A 25960-nucleotide genomic window follows, 5' to 3' on the forward strand; every position below is an offset into this window, starting at 1 on the left:
AAATCTTTCGGCTTCAAGGCTGGCGCAAAAACCTCTAAGTCTCGATGCGGACTGGGGTAATGCGGCAGACGATGGCTACAATTGCTGAACGGCAGACGTCGAGGGCGGCCGGCTGGTCGCGGCGGATCGGGGCATTCTCGCTCGTCCTTTTGCTGACCGTCGTTGCCGGCTACCGGCTCGACCTTGTCGACACCCCGCCTTTCCTGTGGGTGCTGGCGCTCGTTGCGCTGCTTGCGGCTCTCGCGCTGCTGCTGGCCGGGCTCGCACTGTCGAGGCTGTGGAATTTCGGCGACCGCGGCGGCCGCGATCTCAGCGCCGGCGCGCTGCTGGCGGTGCTGGTGCTTGCCCCTTTCGGCATCGCCGCGTATTGGGCGACCATCTATCCGCCGCTGCGCGACATTTCGACCGACGTCGACGACCCGCCGGCGCTCGACACCAGCGACCGGACAAGCGACATGAACGCGCTGTCGCCGCCGACGCCCGGCGAGCAGAGCCTGCAGGCGGAAGCTTATCCGCTGGTCTCCGGGCGCAGCTACAACCTGCCCTTCGAAACCGTGGTCGACGCGGTCGAGACCGTGCTCGACCGGCGGGATTGGCAACTGACCGCGCCCTATCCCGACATCAACGGCCAGAGCGAGGCGACGATCACCGCGGTCGCCAGGGGCTTCGTGCTCGGCCTGCCGGCAGATGTGGCCATCCGCGTCGCCGACGACGGCGATTCGGTCGTCGTCGATATGCGTTCGGCCTCGCGCTACGGGCGTTATGACTTGGGCGACAATGCCGCCCGTATCACCGATTTCCTCGCCGAGCTCGATCAGGAGGTCGCCGGCCAGGTCGGCGCGGCACCGGCCGAGTGAGTTAACCGGCAGGCCGGAAAATGCCGTCGATCGCCGGGTCGCCCTCGGTGGCGACGAGACCGCGGGCCACCAGGTCCTCGAGATGCGCGAGAACCGAAAGGCCGGCTGCGCCGTGCAGCCGCGGGTCGGTGTCGCGATAGATCGCCGCGACCATCTCCTTGATGGTGCGGTCGCCGCTCAGGATGCGTTCCAGGATTGCCCGCTCGCGCATCTTGCGATGCGCCTTCAGCCCGCGCATGAAGCTGCGCGGCGCGGTCACCGGTCCGCCATGGCCGGGCAACAGCAGACGGTCGTCGCGCTCGATCAGCCTGTCGAGCGATTTCATATAGTCGGCCATCGCCCCGTCGGGCGGGGCCACGATGGATGTGGCCCAGGCCATGACATGGTCGGCCGAAAACAGGATACCTGTGCCCTCCAGCGCAAATGCCGCGTGGTTGGCGGTATGCCCTGGCGTCAGCACGGTGCGGATCGCCCAGCCGTCGCCATGGGTAAGGCTGCCGTCCGCCAGCGCAATGTCGGGCACGAAGCCCAAATCGGCGCTGGCATCGAGCGGATTGATCTCGCCGATGCGCAGCCGCCGCGCCGGCCGATGCGGGCCTTCGGCGAGCACGGGAGCGCCCGTGCGTTGTTTCAGCCGCGCCGCGAGCGGTGAATGATCGCGGTGGGTGTGGCTGACAAAGATATGGCCGACCGGCCTGCCGTCGATCGCCGTGAGCAGTGTTTCGAGATGCTCATCGTCGTCCGGTCCTGGATCGATCACTGCCAGCGTGTCGCGGCCGACGAGGTAGCTGTTGGTGCCGTGGAAGGTGAACGGGCTCGGGTTCCTGGCTGTGACGCGCTGGACCTCCGGCGCGACCGTGACCGCCTTGCCATAGGCAGGATCGAAGCGTGTGTCGAATTCAAGCGTCATGCCGGGTCCTGCTGCTCGCGCGGCAAAATGATTGCCGCATCCTGCGGAAGCCAATATAGGAAAATCAATGCATGTCGCCCAAAACTGCGCAGCGGTGTTGGGAGGACGATACGCATCAGGACGAAATCTTAGAGCGCGCCGCCTGAACTCGTTTCTCCGCGACGCGCATTAAAGCCAGCAAATCAGCCACGATGGGGAAGACCATGGCAACTGCAACCACGATGCGCCCGCTCGTTTCTCTCGCTCTGCCCGACCAGGGCGCGGCCCGGCTTGCGAGCCAGCTCTTTCTGGCGCTCGCAGGAACCCTCCTGCTCACCCTGTCGGCGAAGACGAAAGTGGTGCTAGGCCCGGTCGACATCTCGCTGCAGACGCTCGCCGTGCTGCTGATCGCCTCGGCATTCGGCATGCGTCTCGCCGTCGCGACGCTCCTTCTCTACCTCGTCGAGGGCGCTTTCGGTTTGCCGGTGTTCCAGGGCACGCCGGAAAAGGGCCTCGGCATCGCCTATATGCTGGGCTCCACCGGCGGCTACCTCGCCGGCTTCGTGGTGATGGCGGCGATCGCCGGCTGGGCCGCCGACCGCGGCTGGGACCGCGATCCCTTCAAGCTGTTCGGCGCCATGCTTGCCGCCGAGATCGTCATGATGGCGATGGGCTTTGCCTGGCTGGCGGCGCTCATCGGACCGGAAAAGTCCTGGCAGTTCGGCGTCGCGCCGTTCATCGCCGGCGACCTGATCAAGGTGGCGCTGGCCGCGAGCCTGGTGCCGGCGGTCTGGGCGCTGCTCAAGCGCTCCTGATCGCGACCAAAATGACAAGGGCCGGTGGGCGCCTGACGCCGGCCGGCCCTTTTTGCGGCACATCCGGATTTCGCTCGAAATCGCCGCATGCCGGATGTAGAAAGCAGTGAAATAGCGTCGGGAAGAAATCAAGCCGACAATTGACAAGGCAGTGCCCGAAACATAAGCACGGGCAACTTGGCGTCGAGGCGGGGGCCGCGGTAGTTCAAGGAGAGCTTGTTGAAAGGAATTATCCTTGCCGGCGGCAGCGGAACACGCCTCTATCCCCTAACATTAGCGGTTTCTAAGCAAATCCTTCCGATCTACGACAAGCCGATGATCTACTACCCGCTGAGCGTGCTGATGCTTGCGGGAATTCGCCAGATTCTGGTCATTTCAACTCCGCGTGACTTGCCGGTCTTCCAAGCTCTGCTGGGCGACGGTTCCGAATTCGGTGTGGAGCTTTCCTATGCCGAGCAGCCTCAGCCGAATGGTCTTGCCGAGGCTTTCATCATCGGCCGCGACTTCATCGGGAGGGACAGTGTGTCGATGATCCTCGGCGACAACATCTATTTTGGCGGCGGCCTGTCGCAACTCTGCCGCGAGGCGGCGACGCGTGATGGCGGCGCCTCGGTCTTCGCCTACTATGTCGACGATCCGGAGCGTTATGGCGTGGTCTCCTTCGACAAGGTCACCGGCAAGGCTGTGACGATCGAGGAGAAGCCGCAAAAGCCGAAGTCCAACTGGGCCGTGACCGGTCTCTATTTCTACGACAATGATGTCGTCGACATTGCTTCCACGATCCGCCCTTCGGCGCGCGGCGAGCTGGAGATCACGGCGGTCAACAATGTCTATCTCGAGCGTGGTGAGTTGCATGTCCGCCGCCTCGGAAGGGGCTACGCCTGGCTCGACACCGGCACGCATGACAGCCTGCTCGAAGCATCGTCTTTCGTGCGCACGATCGAGCATCGCCAAGGCATCAAGATCGCGTGCCCGGAGGAGATCGCGCTGGAGCAGGGTTGGCTCGACGCTGAAAAGGTTCTGGAGCGCGCGGGGCGCCTGGGCATGAATGAGTACGCTGCCTATCTGCGCAAGCGGGTCGCCGACCTGACGGAGGAACGGTTTGCTTGAGGTCAGGCCGCTCGGCCTCGACGGCGTGCTGGAGATCGTGCCCAAGCGGCACGGCGATGCGCGCGGTTTTTTCGCCGAGACCTGGAATGCCGGGCGTTTCGCCGAGGCCGGCATCGATCTCGCCTTCGTGCAGGACAACCATTCCTATTCCGCGGCCGCCGGCGTGCTGCGCGGACTGCACTACCAGCTTGCGCCGCGCGCGCAAGCCAAGCTGCTGCGCGTCATAAGCGGCAGCGTCTTCGATGTCGCGGTCGACATCCGCCGTTCCTCGGCGACCTTCGGCAAATGGGTGGCACTGGAAATATCGGCTGAGAAGGGCAACCAGATCCTGGTGCCGAAAGGGTTTGCGCACGGCTTCGTCACGCTCGTGCCGCACACCGAGGTGCTGTACAAGGTGACCGACACCTATTCGCCCGAGCATGACCGGTCGATCCGCTTCGACGATCCCGAAATCGGCATCGAATGGCCGGCGATCCCAGGCGGATTCCAGCTTTCGGACAAGGACCGCAAGGCGCCTTCGCTCGCCACGGCGGAGGTGTTTGCGTGAGAGAGAGGGCGGCATGAATTTCCTGGTCACCGGTGGCGCCGGCTTTATCGGCTCGGCCGTCTGCCGGCATCTCTGCGCCAACCCGGGCTACCGCGTCACCAATCTCGACAAGCTGACCTATGCCGGCAACCTCGCTTCGCTCAGGCCGATCGAGAATGCGCATAACTACCGTTTCGAGCAGGCCGATATCTGCGACGAGCGAGCGGTGCTTGACATTTTGCGCCGCGACGACATCGACATCGTCATGAACCTGGCCGCCGAGAGCCATGTCGACCGTTCGATCGACGGTCCCGGCGCCTTCATCGAGACCAACATCGTCGGCACCTACCGCATCCTGAACGCCGCGCTCGACTACTGGCGCGGGCTGTCCGGGGAGCGCAAGGCCGGCTTCCGCTTCCATCATGTCTCGACCGACGAGGTGTTCGGCGACCTGCCCTTCGACGGCGGCATGTTCGTCGAGGAGACGCCCTATGCGCCGTCCTCACCCTATTCGGCGTCCAAAGCCGCTTCCGACCATCTGGTGCGCGCCTGGCATGAGACCTACGGCCTGCCGGTGGTGCTTTCCAACTGCTCGAACAATTACGGCCCTTACCATTTCCCCGAAAAGCTGATCCCGCTGGTCATCCTCAACGCGCTCGACGAGAAGCCGCTTCCGGTCTACGGCGCCGGCGCCAATGTGCGCGACTGGCTGTTCGTCGAGGATCACGCCCGCGCGCTGGAAGTGGTCGCCACGAAAGGGCGGCCGGGCGAGAGCTATAATGTCGGCGGCAATTCCGAGCGCACCAATCTCGGCGTCGTCGAGGCGATTTGCGATCTGCTCGACGATAAGAGACCGCGCGCCGGCGGCAGGAGCTATCGCGAGCTCATCACCTTCGTCACCGACCGCCCCGGTCACGACCGCCGCTACGCGATCGACGCCTCCAAGATCGCGCGCGAGCTCGGCTGGGAGCCGCGCGAGAATTTCGACAGCGGACTGGCGAGGACGGTCGACTGGTATCTCGACAACAAATGGTGGTGGGGCCCGATCCGCGAGCAGCGCTACAATGGCGAGCGGCTGGGCCAGGGTCCAATGGAAAACGGCCCAATCGAGAACGGCCCGACGGAAAACGCGGCGATCGAAAACAGCCCGGTCAGGAGGGTCGGAAACGGGAAGGCCGAGAGCAGGGAGGGCGCCGCGTGAGGCTTGCCGTCACTGGACGCGAGGGCCAGGTTGCCGCCAGCCTGATCGAGGCGGCGCGGGGCCGTGACGATGTCCAAGTCCTCGCCGTCGGCCGCCCCGCGCTCGACCTGGCGCGCCCCGACACGGTGTTTCCGGCGCTTGAGGCAGCGCGGCCCGACATCATCGTTTCCGCCGCGGCCTATACGAATGTCGACCAGGCCGAGGACGAGAAGGATCTGGCCATCACCGTGAACGCCACCGGCGCCGGCAAGGTGGCCGAGGCGGCAGCAAGGCTCGGCGTTCCCGTCATCCATCTGTCGACCGACTATGTCTTCGACGGCGCCAAGCACGGCGCCTATGTCGAGACCGACGCGACCGCCCCGCTCGGCGTCTACGGCGCCTCCAAGCTCACCGGCGAAGAAGCCGTGGCGGCCGCCAACCCGCGCCACCTCATCCTGCGCACGGCCTGGGTCTACAGCCCCTTCGGCAGGAACTTCGTCAAGACGATGCTGAGGCTTGCCGCCGACCGCGACGAGATTTCGGTCGTCGCCGATCAATGGGGCAATCCGACATCGGCGCTCGACATCGCCGACGCGATCCTGCATGCGGCGGCAAGGCTGCAGGCCGACGGGAATTTCGCCGCCTTCGGCGTCTACCATCTGGCGGGCGAAGGCGAGACCAACTGGAGCGGCTTCGCCCGCCACATCCTCGACACAAGCAGGGCGTTTGGTGGCCCGTATGCGATGGTGCGCGACATCGCCACGGCGGATTATCCGACCAGGGCCAGGCGCCCGGCCAACTCGCGGCTGTCGAGCGTGAGGTTTGAGGACGTGTTTGAGTGGCGGGCCCCGCAGTGGCGGGAGTCGACGGAGAGGGTTGTGCGCCGGTTGAGAGGTGGCGAGACGAGACGGGCATTGAGTGCATGAACGAAAATCCGTCCCCTGAGCAATTGCACGGCGCGAAGCCGCAGCCGGCCGATCAAGTCGCGCCGAAGAAGCGCGCAGGCGCCAAGCCGGCAAATACCAAGTCAGCGAAGGCCAAGCCGGCAAAGCGCACCTGCATCATGGTGCTCGGCATGCACCGCTCCGGGACGAGCGCGCTGACGAGGGCAATCAGCCTGCTTGGCGCGGAACTGCCGAAGAATTTGCTGGGGGCTAATCCGTCAAATCCCGCCGGACATTGGGAGCCGCAACGCCTGATCGAACTGCACGACCAGATGCTGGCCGAGGTCGGCAGCAGCTGGGACGATTGGCGCTCGTTCGACGTCAATGACCTTGGGACTGCGCGCCTGCAATTCTACAAGGCCGAGATCGCTAGGGTAATCGACGAGGAATATGGCAGTGCCTCGCTTTTCGTCCTGAAGGAGCCCCGTATTTCGCGCTTCGTGCCGCTCTATGCGGAAGTTCTCGAACGAATGCATATCGATGTTCGCTACACGCTGGTCTCGCGCAATCCGCTGGCCGTGATTGCCTCACTGAAGAACCGGGACGGATTTACGGCAGGCTTCAGTTCTCTTCTTTGGCTTCGCCATGAACTGGATGCCGAGCGCGCGACGCGGGGACAGCCACGCATCTTCTTGTCCTATGAAGGTTTGCTCGACGATTGGCGGCGGGGTATCCAGGGGATTACAAATTCTCTTGGCATCGACTGGCCACGCCCCCCAACGGAGTGGAAGACGCTACTCGCTGAGCATTTCTCGGCGGATCATCGACATTTTGCCGCAAGTGCGGACTTGCTCCAAGCCGATCCGCGGATTGTAGATTGGGTCAAAGATGCCTATGCGGCTTTAACAGTCCTGAAATCCGACGAAGCTGACGCAGTTGTGCTCGAAAACCTTGATCGCATCAAGGCCGAGTTCGACGCCATGTCACCAATTTTCGGGGAAGCGTTCTTTCCCGAAATTGATGCGCGTCTTAGATTGCTAAATCAAGATAGGGTTGCACAAAAGCAATTGGCTGAACAGCGTGACGCCCAGGTTACCAAGCTTACGCCGGAGTACGAGCAAAAAATTCTAGACGCTAGAGCTCAAGCGGAAACACGGGTGAGTGAACGAGCTGAATTGCAGTGCTTAAAACAAGAGACGAGAAATATATCGCGAAAACTTGTAACGGCGCAAAGCCTCATTAATGAGAAAAGTCACCAGATAAAAGCTCTCGAGGCGGAAAAGCGGGCGCTTGAAATCCAGTCCAATGAGTCTCCGAAATTTGTATTAGGAGCAGACGTTAATTCGCCGTCCTACCAAGCTCTTTCGAAAGAACCAGAGAGTCAACAATCAGTAAGCGTAGTTAGCGACGAAACGAAGCTTATTGCATTTTACCTTCCTCAATTCCACCGCGTCGCCGAGAATTCTGAATGGTGGGGGCCGGGTTTTACTGAGTGGGCTAATGTGGCTCGCGCGACTCCAAACTTTATCGGCCATAACCAGCCAAAGATACCCCGCGAGCTCGGATACTATGACCTCACTCACTCTGGGGTAATGAGTGAGCAGGTAGAAATAGCAAAACTCTATGGATTGCATGGGTTCTGCTTCTATCATTATTGGTTCAGCGGCAGAAGAATCCTGGAAAAGCCTGTTGATATCTTTATGGAGAGCGACATAGATTTCAAGTTTTGTCTATGTTGGGCCAACGAAAATTGGACACGCGCGTGGGACGGCGATACGAAAAACATCTTGCTTCGCCAGAAATATGCTGAGGGGGATGCTGAAAAATTCATTGATGGAATGGTCAACTACTTCAGGGACGACAGGTACATCAAAATCAACGGGAATCCACTGTTAGTGGTCTATCGGGCGAAGGACATACCCGACCCCAAGCGTTGGTTTTCGATATGGCGAGATCGTGTCGCCGCCCATGGATTCCCGGGTATCCATATTAGTGTGGTGGATTTTTACGACATAACTACACCAGAGGAAGTTGAAGCCGATTCTCTCGTAGAATTCCCGCCTCATAAGTTCAATGGGCCACAAAATCATCCCACTGAATTTCCTTCCATGACGAATCCGAACTTCTCTGGCGGCATAGTTGATTATCGCAAGATGATCGCCCAAAGCGCCAACCGCCCGAGACCATCCTTCGCTATGTTCAGGGGGATTATTCCAGGGTGGGACAATACGGCTCGCCGACAGAACAACCCAACCATAGTTATCAACTCAACGCCTAAACTTTACGGCGAGTGGCTTCGTTTTTTGCGTTTCCAAGCTCGGCAAGACCACCCAAATCCAGACAACCGCTTTATCTTCATCAACGCTTGGAATGAGTGGGGCGAAGGCTGCTATCTAGAGCCCGACCAGCGATGGGGGCTCTCATATTTGGAGGAGACGCTTCGCGGGAAGCATTTTGATGAAGGCAGCGAGCCCGTTGGAATCGATGCTGCTCGGTCCCGCTTGTTCGACGAGATCATTGCGCAAACGGAACATCAAGAAGGTCCAGGCGCCTCTTTGCCAAAAGAGGCGCTCGCAATCATCGCCCCTCCTAGCCAGATGGCTGTAAGAACGTCAACTGTCTTACGTAGGTGGCCACTGTTGCATTCTGCCGCCCGATACGTCTACCGCCGTTGGCATAAGAAGGTGAGCAGCTACCATGGATAAAGTGGCTATCGTAGCTCATTTTGACCCAAATAGCTCTGTCGAGGCAAATTTTTTAGACTTGCTGGCCTGCCTTTCGGAAGCATTCGACCACACGGTTCTGGTTACGACCAGTAAAATCGAATCCAATCTGGTCAAGGGTCTCCCCAACCTAACGGTGATAACTCGGCCAAATTTCGGATATGATTTTTACAGTTATCGTGTCGGATTGACGTTTGCGCTTGAGAATTGGCAGGTTAGAGGCGCTTTACTCGTAAACTCCAGCTTTGCGATCTTGTCACGCGATACCTTCCGGGGGACTCTGAGAAGAATGTCGGAGTTAATCGGTAGCTACGATGTGGTTGGGGCGACTGAGTCGCTACAATTCTCGTGGCATATTCAATCATACTTGATGCTGTTAGGATCAAATGTTCTGGAAGCGGGCTGGTTCCAGGCTTTTCTTGCAAGCATAGAACCAACGAACTCCAAATTTGACACGATCGTAAGGTTTGAACTCGGATTGTCTGTCGGGATAAAGCAAAACAATAATAAAGTCACGACCTTGATCAGGCCGAAGCTTGTAGAGATCGGAAGGGCTAACGATTACTGGGACCATGACAGGAAAGGAGTACACGCAGCCGCCAGGTCTGTCGTGTCCAATACCAACTCTTCAGCGCAGAAGTTTAACCCAGTGCACCACTTGGCGGAGTTTGTCGCGCGTCAGCTAGGTTACGTGAAGTTTGAGGTGTTGAGGGACAACCCGCACGAGATCGATCTCTCGTTCGTCGACGAACTTTGCGAGCCAGGTCGCCTTGGTGCAATCCAGGAAATGGTTAGCCGTAACCGTCTACGATATGCCCGAGGAGCCGACAGCCTTTCCGCTCTTAAGCCGGATAGTGGGCCTGTCCCGTCGTTCAAACTTGCGCGCTGGCGCCAGCCAAATGTTGGAGAGGTGACCGTCGCGGTAGTCTTGCATCTATATTACGCTGAAATGATTCCCGAAATATGCCTCCTTTTGAAGAATATCGTTTTGCCGTTCGACCTTCATGTCACAACGCCGTTTGAAGGGGGTGTCACAGAGATATTTTCGAATTTTTCCGAGTTGGCTCAAAGCGTTTCTGTCTATTGTTCAGAGAATCGAGGTCGCGATATTGGTCCGTTCGTTTCGATCTATCGCAGCGGTGTGCTGGACCGATATGATGTCGTCTTAAAGCTGCATTCCAAGAAGAGCACTTACAGTGCTAACGGGTCCTTCTGGAGGGATCGGCTATATCAATCGGTTGCTGGCGACTCTCTGACAGCCTTGAGATCCATAGATCTGGTGAGGTCCGGCAGGACCGGCATAGTGGGCCCGCATCGCTACTACCTTACCAATGATCGTTTCTGGGGCGCCAATCGTGAAACGATGCGCCGGTTGCTAAATGAGATGACTGCGTTGGACTTCGAGCAGGATTTGGAGCTGGGCTTCTTCGCCGGTTCGATGTTTTGGTTCGCGCCGCGAGCTTTGGAACCGTTGAAGGATATTCCCGAAACAAGTCTCTCTTTCGAACAGGAGGACGGTCAGCAAGATGGGACGCTAGCGCATGCGATAGAGAGGGTGTTTTGCCTGATCGCACGCAGCCAGGGCTTCACCTCGTCTAGTGTCATTCTCGGTGGGAGGGACATCCGAGGATACTCGTCAGTCGATAACGAAGTTCCAGTGCTATAGTGCGATAGTTGGGAAGAGAAGATGCTAGAGACTTCAACGCCAATCACTTTTGAGAATTTTGACGAGGAAGGTTATCTTCAAGCCAATCCAGATGTGGCCGCAGCTGTACGAGAGGGGCGGCTTTCAAGTGGGCGTTACCATTTCGAGATTATCGGACACACCGAGGGCAGGCGAGTTATCCGGACCGGTGCGATCTTAAATGCTGGAAATAAGAAGATGCCCCGCTTAGCTGACTTGCTGCAATGGGAAGGTACCCCGGATCGACTTTCCAACGGTGGTTATAGTTGTTTGCCGGATGAGCTAGCTGAAATTGCTGGGGTGGTACCCACGGACTCGGTATCTCAGCACGATTACGTAGAGTCCGTCAAGAATAGAATCGAAAAGAACAGAGACAAGCTTTTCTTGGATGCCGGTGCCGGCTTTAGGCCGGTGTATTATGAAAACGTCGTAAATCTGGAAATTGTTCCATATGCAACGACTGATGTTCTTGCTGTTGTGGAGAAGATACCTTTTAGAGACAACTCGTTCGACTATGTAATTTCGAACGCCGTATTGGAACACGTGAGGGATCCGTTTTCAGCGGCGCGTGAAATGACGCGAGTGCTTAAACCCGGCGGCGAAATGTTCGTCCACGTGCCATTTTTGCAACCATACCACGGGTATCCTCATCATTACTACAACATGACGAAGGATGGGCTTCGCAATCTCTTTAAGGAAGACGTAGAAGTTATAAGCCATACAGTACCCTTCTATTTCCACCCAGTTTGGGTCGCTAGCTGGTTTCTTAATTCATGGGCGAACGGATTGTCAGGAGAAACAAGGAGTTCCTTCGAGAAATTGACGGTGCATGACCTTATCCGTTTTGAGGTTAAAGACATGACGAAACCGTTTGTCCGCGAGCTGAACGAAGGCAAACAATTCGAATTGGCGTCAGGTACATTTCTAGTAGCCAAGAAAAAATGAATAGTATTATGGTATTGGTGCTATCACTGATCCGCCGCGAGATTGCTGGCCGCTACCGAGGCTCAACACTTGGGCTTTTTTGGTCGTTGCTCAATCCTCTGTTCATGTTGGCTGTTTACACGTTTGTTTTTGGAGTTGTTATGAAGTCGCGCTGGACGACACCGGACCAGCAAAGCGCCTCGCATTCAACTGGCGAGTTTGCCGTTATCCTGTTTTGCGGGTTGATCGTCTTTCAGTTTTTCGCGGAAGTGATTTCAATGGCGCCAGGGTTGATCGTGGGTAACGCCAACTACGTTAAAAAGATCGTCTTCCCGATACAGATGCTGCCGGTGGTTTCGGCAGGCGCGGCGTTGTTTCATGCGGCTGTTAGTCTGGTGGTGCTGCTGGTCTTCGCCTATGTGGTTTTCGGTAGTGTTCCGCTTACGGTGTTTCTGGCACCTGTGGTGTTCGCGCCGTTTGTCGTGATGGTACTCGGTGCAGCGTGGACGTTGGCGTCAATCGGTGTCTACTTCCGCGATATGAGCCAGATCGTGTCGCCGTTGGTGACGGCGACGATGTTTCTCTCTCCGGTTTTCTTCCAGAGGACTGCTCTGCCTTCTTGGCTGCAGCCTTGGCTTTCGCTCAACCCTCTTGCAATCCCGGTCGAGAGTTTCCGCAACGTGGTTCTCTTTGGCGTGCTGCCGAATTGGCCGGCGCTGGGTTATTATTCCCTTGCGGCGATCGCAGTTGCGTTGCTTGGTTATCAATTCTTCCAGAAGACCCGCAGGGGCTTTGCCGATGTCCTCTGATAGGGCCGGCGTCCGGGGTTCGGGCGTTGCCATCCGCGTGCGCGACGTCTCGAAACATTACGTCATGTTCGAGCGGCCGGAGGATCGTTTCAAGCAGATGGTGGTGCCGCGTCTTGAGCGCCTGATTGGCCGCCCGCCCCGCCGCTATTTTCGCGATTTCGCGGCTCTATCGGGTGTCTCCTTGGAGATCGGACGTGGCGAGACGGTCGGCATTATCGGCCGCAACGGTTCCGGGAAGTCGACGCTGTTGCAGATCATCTGCGGTACGCTACAGCCGACCAGCGGCTCTGTCGAGGTCAATGGCCGCATCGCCGCTTTACTGGAGCTCGGCGCTGGCTTCAATCCGGAGTTCACCGGTCGAGAGAACGTTTTCCTCAACGCCTCAATCCTTGGTGTCCCCCGCAAGGAGATGGAGTGGCGTTTCGACGATATCGCGCGCTTTGCCGACATTGGCTCCTTCATCGACCAGCCGGTCAAGACCTATTCGTCGGGCATGTATGTGCGGCTGGCATTTGCTACGGCGATCAATGTCGACCCGGACATCTTGGTCGTGGATGAAGCGCTTGCAGTGGGCGACGAAGCCTTTCAGCGAAAATGCTTTGCTCGTATCGAGCAGATCAAGGATAACGGCGGCACTATCCTGTTCGTGAGCCACGGGGCCCAGACCATCGTGCAACTGTGCTCGAGGGCCATTCTAATGGATGCAGGAGAACTCATTCTGCAGGGCCGACCTAAAACGATAGTGGCGCAGTATCAGCGCCTAGTCAATGCGAGCCCAGAGGCCGCCAGCGAGATCCGAACGGGTATACTCGAGGCGGCAGGGATCCTGAGGGCGTCCGACCAAAATCAAGAACCCAATACGGCTGCAATCTCCGGAGGATCGGGGACTGAAGCGGGAGTTGACGAAGTCGCAAGCGGAGAGCGTATCGAGCGTCACCAGGACGGGACAACAGGAGTTCTGAAATACGCCGATTACTTCGATCCGGCACTGACTCCGCAATCGACGGTGTATTTGGAGGAGCGGGGTGCTCGCATCGAAGATGCTCGCATTTTGACCATGTCCGGCGAGCGAGTGAACGTGCTGCAACTGGGGAAGCGTTACATTTTTGAGTATTTTGTTAGCTTCTCGGTCGATGCCAACAATGTCGGATTTGGGATGTTTGTTAAGACGTTGAGTGGCACCGGATTGGGGGGGGCCAATTCCAAGAGCGATATCGGTCTACAAATAAAATCGGTATCAAGAGGTTCAACTCGCCGTGTTCGGTACGAGTTCGGGTGTGGATTTCTTCCCGGTGCGTATGCTGTAAATTGTGGAGTGACTGGTTCTGTGGCCGGAGATGGCTTTGTTATGCATAGAATTATAGATGCGGAACTTTTTCGTGTCGCGGCGGAGCCGAATATGATTGGCACAGGCTTTTTTAACATTGACCCTATGTTGACAGTTTCGGCTGGGCACGAATCTGGTGCAAAAGCATAGCTAAGATGCTCGAAACTTTTTTTAAACGGCTTCGCTCTCGTCAAAGCTTCTCAGAAACGCGCCCGGAGGCGCAAGCGGGAACGCAAAATTATGAGAACGTCTCGGTCGTATTCGTCTGTCAGGCCGGTGAGTGGGAAATTAAGTCATTGTTGCTCGCCGCGTCGCTCCGCCGGTGGTGCGGAAATGCGATAGAACTGATTGCTTGCGTTCCAGGACCGACGGAGGTGTGGGGTGAACTAAGTGCCGAGACGAAACGACAGTTGAAGCTCTTAGGAGTCCGGCGGCAGTCGATCGCCAATGCTTGGGGCAGGGAATTTTCTCATGCTAATAAGATAAGTTGTCTGCGTGTGCCGGTGGCTCGTCCCATTATAGCATTTTTAGACTCTGACATTTTGTGTCTGGGTGAACCGGATTTTAGTCATCCAGGAAAGGATCGTATACGAATTAAGTTAGCCGATGCCGCGCCCTTTGAGAATGATGTCGAGGTATGGAAGAGGATATATGCGGTTTGCGGTGTAGATGTTCCGGATGATCGATATCCAATGACTGCAACCTCTCAGTATACGTTGCCATTTTTTAATAGCGGAGTGATGGTTGCTGAGAGTTCGTTTGCGAAGAAACTTGCCGATGAATGGGAGCGCCTGAGTGCCGTAATAAGATTGGCGGACAATCTTCCGGATAGGCGCCTGTGGAGTGATCAGCTCGGCCTTGCCGTCGCCCTTCAAAACCTCGGTATCAAACCACAAGTGATGGATTTTAGACAAAACCATCCAACGCATCTGATGCCGCTATCACTGTTTCCAGATGTTCGACTATCACATTATCATTGGCCGGCGGTTTTGCGGGAGGAACCAAAGTTAGTTGCCGAATTGAAGTATTATGCTGGCGATTCTGCTGAAGTCCGTAAGGTGATTGAGTCCAACTCTGAGTGGTCAGGGATTCTTGGGTCGAGAAGAGGTACTGGCGACAGAAAGAATTTTCAGCCCAACACCTTGCTGATAACAGGAATTTCCAGGAGCGGCACCAGCTATCTTTGCCAACTCGTTGACGGTTTGAGTAATGCCATGGCGTTGAACGAAACGCCAGAATTGGTGACCAGTCTGCTAGGGCAGGGACCCGCCTGGGGTCTTGCCACCCATTTGCGGCGAATCCGCAGATTAGTTGCTGAAGGGCAGCCTATAACCAACAAGGTATGGAACGGAAGTGTCATCAACGACACGGCATTGCGCGACGAGCTTGCAACCTACATCCCCCAGGTGGACAATGAGGAGTTTACGCTTGCTGCGAAGAACACATTTGCCTTTCTTTCCAGTTTGCCACGTATCCGCCGTGTTCTGCCCGAGGCTCGCATCGCGGTGTGCGTTCGCAATCCAATCGACACTATAGCGTCTTGGAAGGCCAGCTTCCCGCATTTGCTTAACGCAGACACCAGTGTACGACCGGTTGGAAATGCAAATGATCCATGGATTTCGCCAGCCCGCAGCGCGGAACTGCGTTCGATCGCGGAGACTGAGAATTTGGCCACCAGACGTGCCATGCTGTGGCGCTACCTCGCTGAACGCGTACTCGAAGATCGCGGAAATCATGTGCTGGTGAAGTACGAGGATTTAGTTGTCGATCCCCTGGCACAGTTACGCCGAATCCTCGGTAACTGGGATGCTGGAACGCCAAGTCAACCTATCAGGTCTGGGCATGCGCGCTCCAAACGTCATGTTTTGGATGAGGAGGATCTGATTGCGATATCTACAATTTGCGCCGATGTGGCCGCAGAATTGGGCATTTGGGACGCAGTTAAAGCTCGGGTCGCGGACTAGGACAAATGGAATAGGAAATGAAGCTGCGATAAATGGCAGCGGCAAAGGACGCAGGCATCCCTAAGCTAAGTTATTCCGGCCACGCAGTACTGTTGTCCAGGATATCGATCGCGACCCTCTCGCGTTCCCCCAAAAAAACCCCTAGCTCTCCCTCCAACTCCGCGCTAATGCCATAACCGGTGACGGGGTTGGGGATTTGCAATCTGGAGTGGCGGTGGACGGTGTTCTGTCCCGCGCCGTTCTGATAGTATTCCCGCGCCTGGAGTTCAGTACTACCCAATGACCGCCTATGTAGAAGCCGTATCGGGCATCACACCGAAGATGCGGCGCGCCATCATCATGGTCCAGGACCTCGTCATGGTCCTGATCGCGGTGGCGCTCAGCCTCACGCTCTCGCAGTCGCGGCTTTCCTTCGATGCGTTCTCCTGGGGCGGGCTGGCCTGCTGGGCGCTCATCGTGCTCGCCGCCCATCTCCTGTTTCGCTCCAGCGGCCTCTACAGCACCGTCTGGCGCTTTGCCTCAACGCCCGACTTCTTCAACATCCTGAAGGGCTGCGGCAGCCTGACGGTGGTTCTCTATCTGGCCTCGATTGCCTTCCGCGCCTTTTTCCAGCCGGTCGCGGGTCTCAACGAGCGCCAGTTCATCGTCTTCTTCCTGGTCTCCTTCACCATCATTTCGGCACCCAGGCTCTACTATCGCTTCCTGCGCGACGGCGCGTCCTGGCGCATCCTGCGCCGCTCCGCCGGCGATGCCTCGACCAAGCAGGCGCTGTTCATCGGCCGGCTGAGCGAGGCCGACGTGATCGTCCGCTTCACCCGCACGGCCATGCCGGCCGAATATGCCATTGCCGGCATCATGGCGACGGAGGCCAACGCGCCGCTCGGCACCCAGATCCAGGGCGTTCCGGTCGTGGCGCTGCGGCCGCGTCTGGTCGAGGTGCTGGAAGAGTATGTCAAGGGCACGGAAAACCTCGACCTCCTGATCTTCGGCAAGGGCGTCGAGCGCGAGATCGAGGACTATGCCGAACTGGTGCGCGTCGCCCGCCACAGCGGCATCGCCGTCGTCCAGTTCTCCGGTCTTTCGGAACTGGGCCAGGGCGGCAAGCTGGTTCTCGATGCCGTCGAGATGGAAACCATCATGCGCCGTTCGGCGGTCGCCACCGACATCGCGCGCATCGGCGCCTTCCTCGGCGGCAAGCGCGTGCTGGTCACCGGCGGGGCCGGCTCTATCGGCCGTGTGCTGGTCAAGCGCGCGCTGGAGCTCGGCGCCGAGGCGGTGCTGGTGGCCGACAATTCCGAGTTCGGCATCTTCCAGCTCGATCAGCTCATCGACGAGAAAGACCGCGACCGGCTGGCCAGCCGCATCGTCGATGTCACCGACCGGCCCCACATGATGCGCCTCGTCAGCGAGTTCAAACCCGCGATCGTCTTCCACGCCGCGGCTCTGAAGCACGTACCGCTGCTGGAAGAGAACTGGGAAGCGGCGATCGAGACCAATGTCTTCGGCACGCTCGCCTGCGCCGAGGTCGCGGCCGAATGCGGGGTGCCGCAGTTCCTGCTGATTTCCAGCGACAAGGCCGTCGACCCGAGTTCGGTGCTCGGTGCTACCAAGCGCGCGGCCGAGCAGATCGTCTCCTCGCTGCATGAAACGCACGCCGCGCCATCGCCTTTCCCTGCCGGCGGGCTGAACGGCCACCATGCCGGCGTCGCAGCTGTGCGTCGTCCCGGCACCAAGTTCATCGCCGTGCGCTTCGGCAACGTCTTCGGCTCTAACGGCTCGGTGGCGACCATCTTCCAGGCGCAAATCGAGGCCGGCGGGCCTGTCACCATCACCGACCGGCGCATGACGCGCTATTTCATGACGGTGGCCGAGGCGGTCGATCTCGTCATCATGTCGGCCGCCGATGCCGAGCGGCGCCAGGGCAGGGACGACTACGCCATCTACATGCTCGACATGGGCAAGCCCGTGCCGATCCTCGAAGTCGCCGAAACCATGATCCGCATGGCCGGCAAAAGCCCGTATACAGACATTCCGATCCGCTTCACCGGCATCAGGCCCGGCGAGAAGCTGCACGAGGCGCTGCATGGCGAAAGCGAGGAGGTCGTCAAGCTCGACATCGCCAAGATCTTCGGCCTCAGGACCGCTGTCGTGGAATGGCCGAGGATCGAGGCCGCGCTGCCGGCGCTGGTGGCCGCGATACGCGACCAGGACAAGGCCGCGGCGCTCGCGATCCTGGCCGGGCTCGACCGGGCAGGGGAAGGCATTGGCGGCGCGCCCGAGCGGGCGGTGCCGAAAGCGGCCGGACAGATCGGTTAGCCTGTGCCCGCCCTCCCGCGATCGGCTATTGAAGCCTGTTCGAATGCCCTGCGGGTTCTGAAGCCGTGACCGGAAAAGATCAGCGCGTGGCCGTTCTCATGGGCACGAGGGATGGCGCCGCCTATATCGGCGAGCAGTTGCAATCCTTGCTCGCGCAATCATGGCCCCATGTCGATCTCTGGGTTTCCGACGACGGCTCGACGGACGCCACGCTCGCGATCCTCGAGGCGTGGCGGCCCCGCTGGAACAAGGGTTCCCTCACCGTGGTGCAGGGCCCGCGAAACGGCTTCGCCGCCAACTTCCGCTCGATGATCATCGAGCCGCGCGTCGATGCCGATTACTACGCCTTTTGCGACCAGGACGATGTCTGGGAGCCGGACCGGCTGGAGAGCGCCATTCGCTGGATGGAGAAAGAGGATATGGCAATGCCGCTCCTGTTCTGCTCGCGCACGGCGACCATTTCCGAGACCGGCGTCCCGGCCGGCCATTCGCCGCTGTTCCGCCGCCCGCCTTCCTTCCGCAACGCCCTGGTGCAGAGCATCGCCGGCGGCAACACCATGCTCTTCAACCGCGCGGCGCGCGACCTTCTGGCGAAGGCCTCGGCAAGAACCGAATTCGTCAGCCATGACTGGTGGGCCTATCTCGTCGTCACCGCCGTCGGCGGAAAGGTCCGCTACGAGCCGCGGCCGCTGGTCAGATACCGGCAGCACGGGGCGAACCTGGTCGGCGCCAACGTCTCCTGGAAGGCAAGGCTTTCGAGGGTCGGGCGTCTGTTCCAGGGCCAGTTCGCCACCTGGACGGACAGCAATCTCAGAGGCCTTGCCGTCAACCGCGACCTCGTCACGCGCGATGCAGCACGTTGCCTTCGCCTGTTCATCAGGGCGCGCAAGGGCGGTGCTCTCAGGCGCTTCAGCCTGCTCGGCAAAAGCGGCGTCTACCGGCAGACCCTGATGGGGACGCTCGGCCTCTACCTTGCCTTCCTTTGGCGGCGGATCTGAGCCGTGACGGCAAAGCGGGCTTTCGACCTGACTATCGCGGCCGTCATGCTGGCGGTTACGTCGCCTGTTGTGCTGATCGCCATGCTGGCGGTCAGGGCGACCTCGCCCGGGCCGGCCATCTTTTCGCAGCCGCGCGTCGGGCGGGGCGGCGCTGTCTTTTCCTGCCACAAGCTGCGCACGATGCATCGCAACACCCCGTCCTTGCCCACGCACGAGGCGCCTGCCGGCTCGGTCACCGCGGTGGGCAAGGTGCTGCGCGCGACCAAGATCGACGAGCTGCCGCAGCTCTGGAACGTGCTCAGGGGCGAGATGAGCCTCGTCGGTCCCCGTCCATGCCTGCCGACGCAAACGGAGCTGATCGGATACCGGCAGCGGCTCGGCGTGCTCTCGGCGCTTCCGGGCATCACCGGGCTCGCGCAGATCAAGGGCATCGACATGTCCGACCCGAAACTCTGCGCCGAGACCGACGCTGCCTATATGAAGGCCGCTTCGATCGGCCTCGACCTCAGAATATTGCTGGGGACATTCTACCGGGCCTGAGCGGCCTTCTTTCGCGCCAGTTCCTCAAGCCGGCCGAGCGTATCGGTTTCCGGCAACCAACCTTCCGAGGCCAACAGCGACGGATCGCAGATCTGGGTCGCGGTCAAGGCTTGCCATGATGCCTGCCTGCCGAGCAGCCTTGCCGCCAGCCGGAGCGGCATCGCGTGCATGGGAAAAAGCCGCGGCGGACGGCCGAAACCACGCCGGAACGCGGCGATGATTTCGGACGTCGCAAGAGGCGCGGCGTTGCCCGCGACATAGGCCGGGTGGAGCGGTCCCGGACGGTTGAGAAGGTGCAGCACGGCGCCCGCCGCCGCGTCGGACGCGATCAGCGAACGCAGGCCCGCCAGCGCACCGGCCGGCAGCGGCAGGGCGGTGTCGGCCAGCCGCATCAGCGACGCCATGTTGCCCCTCATGCCCTCGCCATAGACGGGCGGCAGGCGCAGTGCCGTGGCATCCGGGCGTCCGGCGTAAGCCTCGATCATCCTGATCTCGCCTTCGCGTTTGGAGCGGCCATAGGCGCATTGCGGGGCAGGGGGCATCGCCTCGTTGATCGTGCCGCTGAAGCCGGGACCGGCCACGGCCCGGATCGAGGAAAGATAGATGAAGCGCCCGCCGCCACGTGCGGCCGCCGCTTTGGCCAGCCGCGCGGTCAGCGTCGCATTGGCGGCCCTGTAGTCGGCGTCGCTGGCGTTCCGGTCGCTGTTCAGCGCCGCGCAGTGGGCGACATGGCTCACCTCGCGCATCAGTGCCAGGAAGGCGTCGTCCGGCGCATCGGCGCCGGGCAGCGCAAAAACCTCGCCCGCAGCCTGCAGTCGTTCTGGCCGGCGGGACGCAATGCGTATGTCGAACCCGGCCTGACGCAGCCGGCCGGTCACCTGGCGTCCGATCAGCCCCGTCGCCCCGGTGACCAGGACCTTCATGTTCGCCGGCCGGCGGCCGAAGGAATGGCGGCGCTCTTGCCGGTCGGCGGTACCGTTCGTCCGCAAGCCAGATAGGTTCCCGAAACCAGGAACACCATCAGCGTCGAATCGAGAAGGTCCTGGCCGACCAGGATACCGGTCAGCCCGCCCATGAGATAGGTGACGACGGTGACGATGATCATCGTTGCGCCGAACCGTTCCGCCGGGCCGGCGCTGAGGCGCAGCGCCCTTGCCGCGTTCCGGGCCGCGACGACGAAGATCGCCGCCAAGGCCAACGCCCCTAACAAACCGGCCTGCACCGCCGCGGTCAGAAAGCCGTTATGGTAATGGTTGTAGCCTGCGTCCATGCCGAATTGATCGTGAAAGCCCTGCTTCATCAGCGCCCGGCTGCCTGTAATGCCATGTCCGAAAATCGGAGCCTCGTGAAAAGCCTTCGTGCCGATCTCCCACATCGCCACCCGCAGTCCAAGCGCCGTCGTATGGTCGTTCTTGGTGGTGAGCGCATCCAAGTCGCTGAAAAGGAAGTCAGCGCGATCTTCAATGACCGGAAACGCGATCGCGGCGAGCAGCAGGCAGGCGCCGCCGGCAATCAGCGCGAGGCGCGCGAGTTTCAACCCGCTAAGCCGGCGCCGGTTGATCGAGAGCACGGCGATGCCCGCAAGCAGCAGCGCCAGCCAGATGATGCGGGAACCCGAATAAAGCACCGCCAAACTGCCCGCAAGCGCAGCGAGGGTTAGCAGCTTCCAGCGCTTCTCGATGCCCGACAGCGCGCCAGCGAGGCTCATCGCCGCGGCAAGGCAGGTCACTGTCGCGAACACGATTGCGTTCCCGGCACCGCCTTCGGCCCTGGTGCCGATCCAGTAGTACTGAACGACGGCGAGCAGCAGCGCGCCGAAACATGCCGCGGCGCTCGCCAGCACGACGATGCGGACAAGCACGGTCTTTTCCGTGATGCTCCAGGTCGAATAGGAGATCGGAAAGAAGAGAAAAGTGATCAGCGGCAGGAACAACCGCAGATCCGCGACCAGCATGCCGTTGACGATCGAAGCAAGGACAATGGCCGCGCAATAGGCATAGATCGCCACTGTCATGGCAAGCATCGGCCGGTCGATGTTGAACTGCCGCCGCTTCATGGCGAGCAGAAACACGGACCAGAGCGCGCCGCCGTTGAAAACGAAGCTGACCACCGATCCCAGCACCGGCGGCGAGAAGAAGCAGACGATCGAGAAATAGATGTTGATCTGTGTCGGCGTGAGATGGCGCCGAAGCGATGTAAACGGGTTCAATGCCTTGCTTCGCAATCTTCCAGGTTGTGCGCAGACCCGCCGGGATGCCGAACAATGGCCCTTGGCCGATCCCGTTCTACCGCGCTTCGCCCCGTTCCCGCGCCGGTATACCGGCTGGCTCCGATCTCCGATAGAGCGACCGAAGGATGTCCAGCCAAAAATCGGCGGCGTGGACGAAAGCTCTTGGAAGTCAACCTAGCCGATCGAAGCAAATAGGCTTGTTCGCCCCTTTCAATTGCTCGGCTTGTCTGGGAGATTTTTCCGACTTATCAAGCTCACTTGAAAAATTCATTCCCAAAGCGCTGTGCCCGGCGCGGGTCTTGCATTGTTATGGGCGATGGCGATCTGCTAGAACGCCCGCGACAAGTGTCCAGGGCTTGACGGGCTGTTTTAGCAAACCGCGCCAATCGCCTGCTGCAAGCCCTGGCCGGCACGAAAGAACGCTCAATACTTATGAATATCGCGCTCACCCATCTGCAGCGGCTCGAGGCCGAATCCATCCACGTCTTCCGTGAGGTTGCGGCCTCTTTTGCCAAGCCGGTGATGCTCTATTCGGTCGGCAAGGATTCCTCCGTGCTGATGCATCTGGCGATGAAGGCCTTCTATCCCGCCAAGCCGCCATTTCCCTTCCTGCATGTCGACACGACCTGGAAGTTCCGCGAGATGATCGCTTTTCGCGATCAGATGGCGCAGAAGCTCGGCTTCGACCTGCTTGTTCATGTCAACGAAGACGGCGTGCGCGAGGGCATCAACCCCTTCGATCACGGCTCGAACACCCACACCCACGTCATGAAGACGGTGGCGCTGCGCCAAGCGCTCGACAAATACGGCTTCGACGCGGCTTTCGGCGGCGCCCGCCGCGACGAGGAGAAGTCGCGCGCCAAGGAGCGCATCTTTTCCTTCCGCAATGCCCAGCATGCCTGGGACCCCAAGAGCCAGCGGCCGGAAATGTGGAAGATTTTCAACACCCGGATCGCGCCGGGTGAATCGATCCGCGTCTTTCCCCTGTCCAACTGGACCGAGCTCGACATCTGGCAGTATATTTTGCAGGAGAGCATCCCGATCGTGCCGCTCTATTTCGCCAAGGAGCGGCCGGTCGTCGAACGCGACGGCATGCTCATCATGAAGGACGATGACCGCATGCAACTGCGCCCCGGCGAGAAGATCGAGAACCGTCTCGTGCGCTTCCGCACGCTGGGCTGCTATCCGCTGACGGGCGCCATCGAATCGGATGCCGACACGCTCGAAGCCATCGTCGGCGAGATGCTGACCGCCCGCACCTCCGAGCGCCAGGGCCGCCTCATCGACCGCGACGAGGCAGGTTCCATGGAAAAGAAGAAGCGCGAGGGGTATTTCTGAGCATGCGCCACATCCTGGCCAAGAGCCTCGCCCCGACCGACTCGATCCGCGACTACATGGCCGCGCAGGAGAAGAAATCGCTGCTGCGCTTTCTCACTTGCGGCTCGGTCGACGACGGCAAGTCGACGCTGATCGGCCGGCTGCTTTCCGACACCAAGCAGATTTTCGAGGATCAGCTCGCCGCGTTGGAGAACGACTCTCGCAAGCACGGCACCACCGGCGACGACATCGACTTCGCGCTGCTCGTCGACGGCCTGGAGGCCGAGCGCGAGCAGGGCATCACCATCGACGTCGCCTACCGCTTCTTCGCCACGCCGAAGCGCAAGTTCATCGTCGCCGACACGCCCGGCCATGAGCAATACACGCGCAACATGGCGACGGGCGCCTCGACGGCCGACCTCGCCATCGTGCTCATCGATGCACGCCAGGGCGTGCTGCGCCAGACCCGGCGCCATTCGATCATCGCCTCGCTGCTCGGCATCCGCCACATCGTTCTTGCCGTCAACAAGATCGACCTCGTCGGCTTCGACAAGACCGTGTTCGACCGGATCGTCGCCGACTACGGCGACTTCGCGCAAAGCCTGGGCTTCACCAGTATCGTGCCGATTCCGATGTCGGCCCGCTTCGGCGACAATGTTACCAGCCGCTCGGAGCGCACGCCCTGGTATTCCGGGCCGTCGCTGATCGAGCATCTGGAAACCGTATCAGTCGAAGAGGCGGCGATCGAATTGCCGTTTCGCTTTCCTGTCCAATATGTGAACCGTCCCAACCTCGATTTTCGCGGCTTTGCCGGAACCATTGCATCCGGTTCCGTTTCCAAAGGCGACGAGGTCGTGGTCGCCAAGTCGGGCAGGGCCTCCCGGGTCAAGCGCATCGTCGCGCATGGCGGCGACCTTGAGCAGGCTGTGGCCGGCCAGGCCATCACGCTCGTCCTCGAGGACGAGGTCGAGGTTTCGCGCGGCAACCTGCTGGTATCGCCGGCCGCGCGCCCGCAGGTCGCCGACCAGTTCGCCGCCAACCTGGTCTGGTTCGACGAGCAGGCCCTGCTGCCCGGCCGGTCCTATATCCTGCGCACCGAAACCGATCAGGTGAGCGCGACCGTCACCGATCTGAAATACCGCGTCAACGTCAACGATTTCGCGCATGAGGCGGCGAAGTCCCTCGACCTCAACGAAGTCGGGGTGTGCAACCTGTCGACCCGGGCGCCGATCGCCTTCGATCCCTTCGCCGAGAACCGCACGACCGGCGCCTTCATCCTGATCGACCGCATCAGCAACGCCACCGTCGGCGCCGGCATGATCCTGCATTCGCTGCGCCGCGCCGAAAACATCCATTGGCAATCGCTCGACGTCGGCAAGCGCGGCCGCTCCGACCTGAAGAACCAGCGCCCGGCGGTGTTCTGGTTCACCGGTCTGTCCGGCTCCGGCAAGTCGACCATCGCAAATCTCTTCGAGAGGAAGCTGTTCGCGTCCGGCCGCCACACCTACATTCTCGACGGCGACAATGTCCGCCACGGCCTCAATCGCGATCTCGGCTTCACCGACGCGGATCGCGTCGAAAACATCCGCCGCGTCGCCGAGGTGGCCAAGCTGATGGCCGATGCGGGTCTGATCGTCATCGTCTCGTTCATCTCGCCCTTCAGCGCCGAGCGGCGCATGGCGCGCGAGCTGATGGGCGAGGGCGAATTCGTAGAGGTGTTCGTCGACACACCCTTCGAGGAATGCGCCCGCCGCGACCCGAAGGGTCTTTACGCCCGCGCCTTGAGCGGCGAGATCAAGAACTTCACCGGCGTCGATTCTCCCTACGAGACGCCGGAGAACCCCGAGATCCGCCTCAAGACTCTCGGCAGGACGCCTGAGGAGATGGCGGAGGCCCTGGAACACTGGCTGACAGAGCGCGACGTTGCCGAAGAGCAGTATGACGATGGCGGCGGCATCTGACGACGCGGCAATGCTTGGCGTGTTCGAGCGCCTGGCGCTCGACGCCGGCCGCGCGGTGATGCGCGTCTTCCACGAAGGCTGCGCCGTCGATCGCAAGTCCGACTCCTCGCCGGTGACGGAAGCCGATCGCGAAAGCGAAAAGATCATCCTGGCCGGCCTGCGCACCGCTTATCCGGACATCCCTTGCGTGGCCGAGGAGGAGATTGCGGCGGGTATTGCCGCGCCCGACCTCGACGGCGCCTTCTTCCTCGTCGATCCGCTCGACGGCACCAAGGAATTCGTCAACCGCCGCACCGATTTCACCGTCAACATCGCGCTTGTGCGCCACGGCGTGCCGGAAGTCGGCGTCGTCTTCGCGCCTTGCACAGGACGTTTCTTCTCCGGTCGGCCGGGGACGGCGGAAGCGATCGACGTTGACGGCGACTATCGTATCGCCGGCCGTCGGCCGATCACCGTGCGGGCAGGCGGCACGCCGCTCGCCGTCGTCGCCAGCCGCTCGCACAACACGCCGGAAACGGAAGCCTTCATCCGCGATCTCGGCGCCACCGAAATCGTCTCGATAGGCTCATCGCTGAAATTCTGCCTGCTCGCCGCCGCCGAGGCCGACGTCTATCCGCGCTTCGGCCGCACCATGGAATGGGACACGGCCGCTGGCGACGCTGTGCTGCGCGCCGCCGGTGGCATGACCCGCACGCTGGACGGCCAGCCGCTCCTATACGGCAAACGCAACCAGGCCACCGACACGGATTTCGCCAACCCGTATTTCATTGCGATGGGGAAGGACGCGGCCTAAGCGCTTGAGAAGGCAGCAACCATTGCCTCGTCATCCTAGAGCGGGATGAATTTGGATTGAATCGAAGGGATTCCCAAGGGTCTGCAAATCAGATTCAAGATGCTGGCTGGGAG

Annotated in this window: 21 protein-coding genes; 18 read left to right on the forward strand and 3 right to left on the reverse strand. The window is 60.3% G+C overall.

Translation table 11 applies throughout. The features are described from left to right. Positions 1–71 precede the first annotated feature (71 nt). Positions 72–857 (forward strand): DUF1499 domain-containing protein, encoded by a 786-nt coding sequence (locus tag CK220_RS23060; RefSeq protein WP_095813760.1) that lies wholly within the window; start codon positions 72–74, stop codon positions 855–857. A gap of 1 nt (position 858) precedes the next feature. Here CK220_RS23060 and CK220_RS23065 read toward each other — a convergent pair whose 3' ends face one another. Further along, on the reverse strand, positions 859–1767 hold the full coding sequence (locus tag CK220_RS23065) for an MBL fold metallo-hydrolase (RefSeq protein ID WP_095813734.1): 909 nt from the start codon (positions 1765–1767) through the stop codon (positions 859–861). A gap of 203 nt (positions 1768–1970) precedes the next feature. Here CK220_RS23065 and CK220_RS23070 point away from each other — a divergent pair, with 203 nt between their 5' ends. From CK220_RS23070 to CK220_RS23140, 14 genes are all read left to right on the forward strand, one after another. Beyond that, complete coding sequence (locus CK220_RS23070; protein WP_095813761.1) at positions 1971–2561, forward strand: biotin transporter BioY; 591 nt, start codon at positions 1971–1973, stop codon at positions 2559–2561. A gap of 219 nt (positions 2562–2780) precedes the next feature. Beyond that, a complete protein-coding gene (gene rfbA / locus CK220_RS23075) occupies positions 2781–3671 on the forward strand; it encodes a glucose-1-phosphate thymidylyltransferase RfbA (RefSeq protein ID WP_095813762.1) in 891 nt (296 codons plus the stop codon). After that, complete coding sequence (gene rfbC / locus CK220_RS23080) at positions 3664–4218, forward strand: dTDP-4-dehydrorhamnose 3,5-epimerase (RefSeq protein ID WP_095813735.1); 555 nt, start codon at positions 3664–3666, stop codon at positions 4216–4218. Before rfbA ends, rfbC begins: the two co-directional genes overlap by 8 nt. 13 nt (positions 4219–4231) lie before the next feature. Then, positions 4232–5398: a dTDP-glucose 4,6-dehydratase gene (rfbB, locus tag CK220_RS23085; RefSeq protein WP_245429353.1), complete on the forward strand. Its 1167-nt coding sequence runs from the start codon at positions 4232–4234 to the stop codon at positions 5396–5398. Further along, complete coding sequence (gene rfbD, locus CK220_RS23090) at positions 5395–6303, forward strand: dTDP-4-dehydrorhamnose reductase (protein WP_095813736.1); 909 nt, start codon at positions 5395–5397, stop codon at positions 6301–6303. Before rfbB ends, rfbD begins: the two co-directional genes overlap by 4 nt. Continuing rightward, complete coding sequence (locus tag CK220_RS32285) at positions 6300–8966, forward strand: glycoside hydrolase family 99-like domain-containing protein (RefSeq protein ID WP_210201443.1); 2667 nt, start codon at positions 6300–6302, stop codon at positions 8964–8966. The genes rfbD and CK220_RS32285 overlap by 4 nt, the downstream gene beginning before the upstream one ends. Beyond that, positions 8959–10650 carry a rhamnan synthesis F family protein gene (locus tag CK220_RS23100; protein ID WP_095813737.1) on the forward strand — a complete coding sequence of 564 codons (1692 nt, stop codon included), beginning with the start codon at positions 8959–8961 and terminating at the stop codon, positions 10648–10650. The genes CK220_RS32285 and CK220_RS23100 overlap by 8 nt, the downstream gene beginning before the upstream one ends. A gap of 21 nt (positions 10651–10671) precedes the next feature. Further along, complete coding sequence (locus CK220_RS23105) at positions 10672–11613, forward strand: class I SAM-dependent methyltransferase (RefSeq protein ID WP_095813738.1); 942 nt, start codon at positions 10672–10674, stop codon at positions 11611–11613. Next, positions 11610–12401: an ABC transporter permease gene (locus tag CK220_RS23110; RefSeq protein WP_095813739.1), complete on the forward strand. Its 792-nt coding sequence runs from the start codon at positions 11610–11612 to the stop codon at positions 12399–12401. Before CK220_RS23105 ends, CK220_RS23110 begins: the two co-directional genes overlap by 4 nt. After that, the gene (locus CK220_RS23115) at positions 12391–13878 is read left to right on the forward strand and encodes an ABC transporter ATP-binding protein (protein ID WP_095813740.1); all 1488 of its coding nucleotides are present in this window, start codon (positions 12391–12393) and stop codon (positions 13876–13878) included. The genes CK220_RS23110 and CK220_RS23115 overlap by 11 nt, the downstream gene beginning before the upstream one ends. A gap of 5 nt (positions 13879–13883) precedes the next feature. After that, the gene (locus CK220_RS23120; RefSeq protein ID WP_095813741.1) at positions 13884–15692 is read left to right on the forward strand and encodes a sulfotransferase; all 1809 of its coding nucleotides are present in this window, start codon (positions 13884–13886) and stop codon (positions 15690–15692) included. A 279-nt stretch (positions 15693–15971) separates the two neighbouring features. Further along, entirely contained in the window at positions 15972–18008 is a 2037-nt protein-coding gene (locus CK220_RS23130; RefSeq protein ID WP_176479171.1) for a nucleoside-diphosphate sugar epimerase/dehydratase, read from the forward strand. Between the two features lie 86 nt (positions 18009–18094). Next, on the forward strand, positions 18095–19006 hold the full coding sequence (locus tag CK220_RS23135; protein ID WP_245429355.1) for a glycosyltransferase family 2 protein: 912 nt from the start codon (positions 18095–18097) through the stop codon (positions 19004–19006). Between the two features lie 45 nt (positions 19007–19051). Beyond that, positions 19052–19546 carry a sugar transferase gene (locus CK220_RS23140; protein WP_095813765.1) on the forward strand — a complete coding sequence of 165 codons (495 nt, stop codon included), beginning with the start codon at positions 19052–19054 and terminating at the stop codon, positions 19544–19546. Here CK220_RS23140 and CK220_RS23145 read toward each other — a convergent pair. Both CK220_RS23145 and CK220_RS23150 read right to left on the reverse strand, forming a co-directional pair. After that, positions 19534–20469, reverse strand: a complete 936-nt coding sequence (locus tag CK220_RS23145) for an NAD-dependent epimerase/dehydratase family protein (RefSeq protein ID WP_095813744.1) — start codon at positions 20467–20469, stop codon at positions 19534–19536. The genes CK220_RS23140 and CK220_RS23145 overlap by 13 nt on opposite strands. Further along, entirely contained in the window at positions 20466–21755 is a 1290-nt protein-coding gene (locus CK220_RS23150; protein ID WP_095813745.1) for an O-antigen ligase family protein, read from the reverse strand. Before CK220_RS23150 ends, CK220_RS23145 begins: the two co-directional genes overlap by 4 nt. Positions 21756–22208: 453 nt before the next feature. Here CK220_RS23150 and cysD point away from each other — a divergent pair, with 453 nt between their 5' ends. From cysD to cysQ, 3 genes are read left to right on the forward strand one after another with little or no spacing between them, the layout of a single operon-like run. Further along, positions 22209–23114, forward strand: a complete 906-nt coding sequence (cysD, locus tag CK220_RS23155) for a sulfate adenylyltransferase subunit CysD (protein WP_095813746.1) — start codon at positions 22209–22211, stop codon at positions 23112–23114. Positions 23115–23116: 2 nt separating this feature from the next. Next, entirely contained in the window at positions 23117–25054 is a 1938-nt protein-coding gene (gene cysN, locus CK220_RS23160) for a sulfate adenylyltransferase subunit CysN (protein ID WP_095813747.1), read from the forward strand. Positions 25055–25064: 10 nt separating this feature from the next. Then, positions 25065–25847, forward strand: coding sequence for a 3'(2'),5'-bisphosphate nucleotidase CysQ (gene cysQ, locus CK220_RS23165; RefSeq protein ID WP_176479172.1), 783 nt, complete (start codon positions 25065–25067; stop codon positions 25845–25847). Positions 25848–25960: the final 113 nt, after the last annotated feature.

The sequence above is a fragment of the Mesorhizobium sp. WSM3860 genome (assembly GCF_002294995.1).
In the GTDB taxonomy this organism is placed as follows: domain Bacteria; phylum Pseudomonadota; class Alphaproteobacteria; order Rhizobiales; family Rhizobiaceae; genus Mesorhizobium.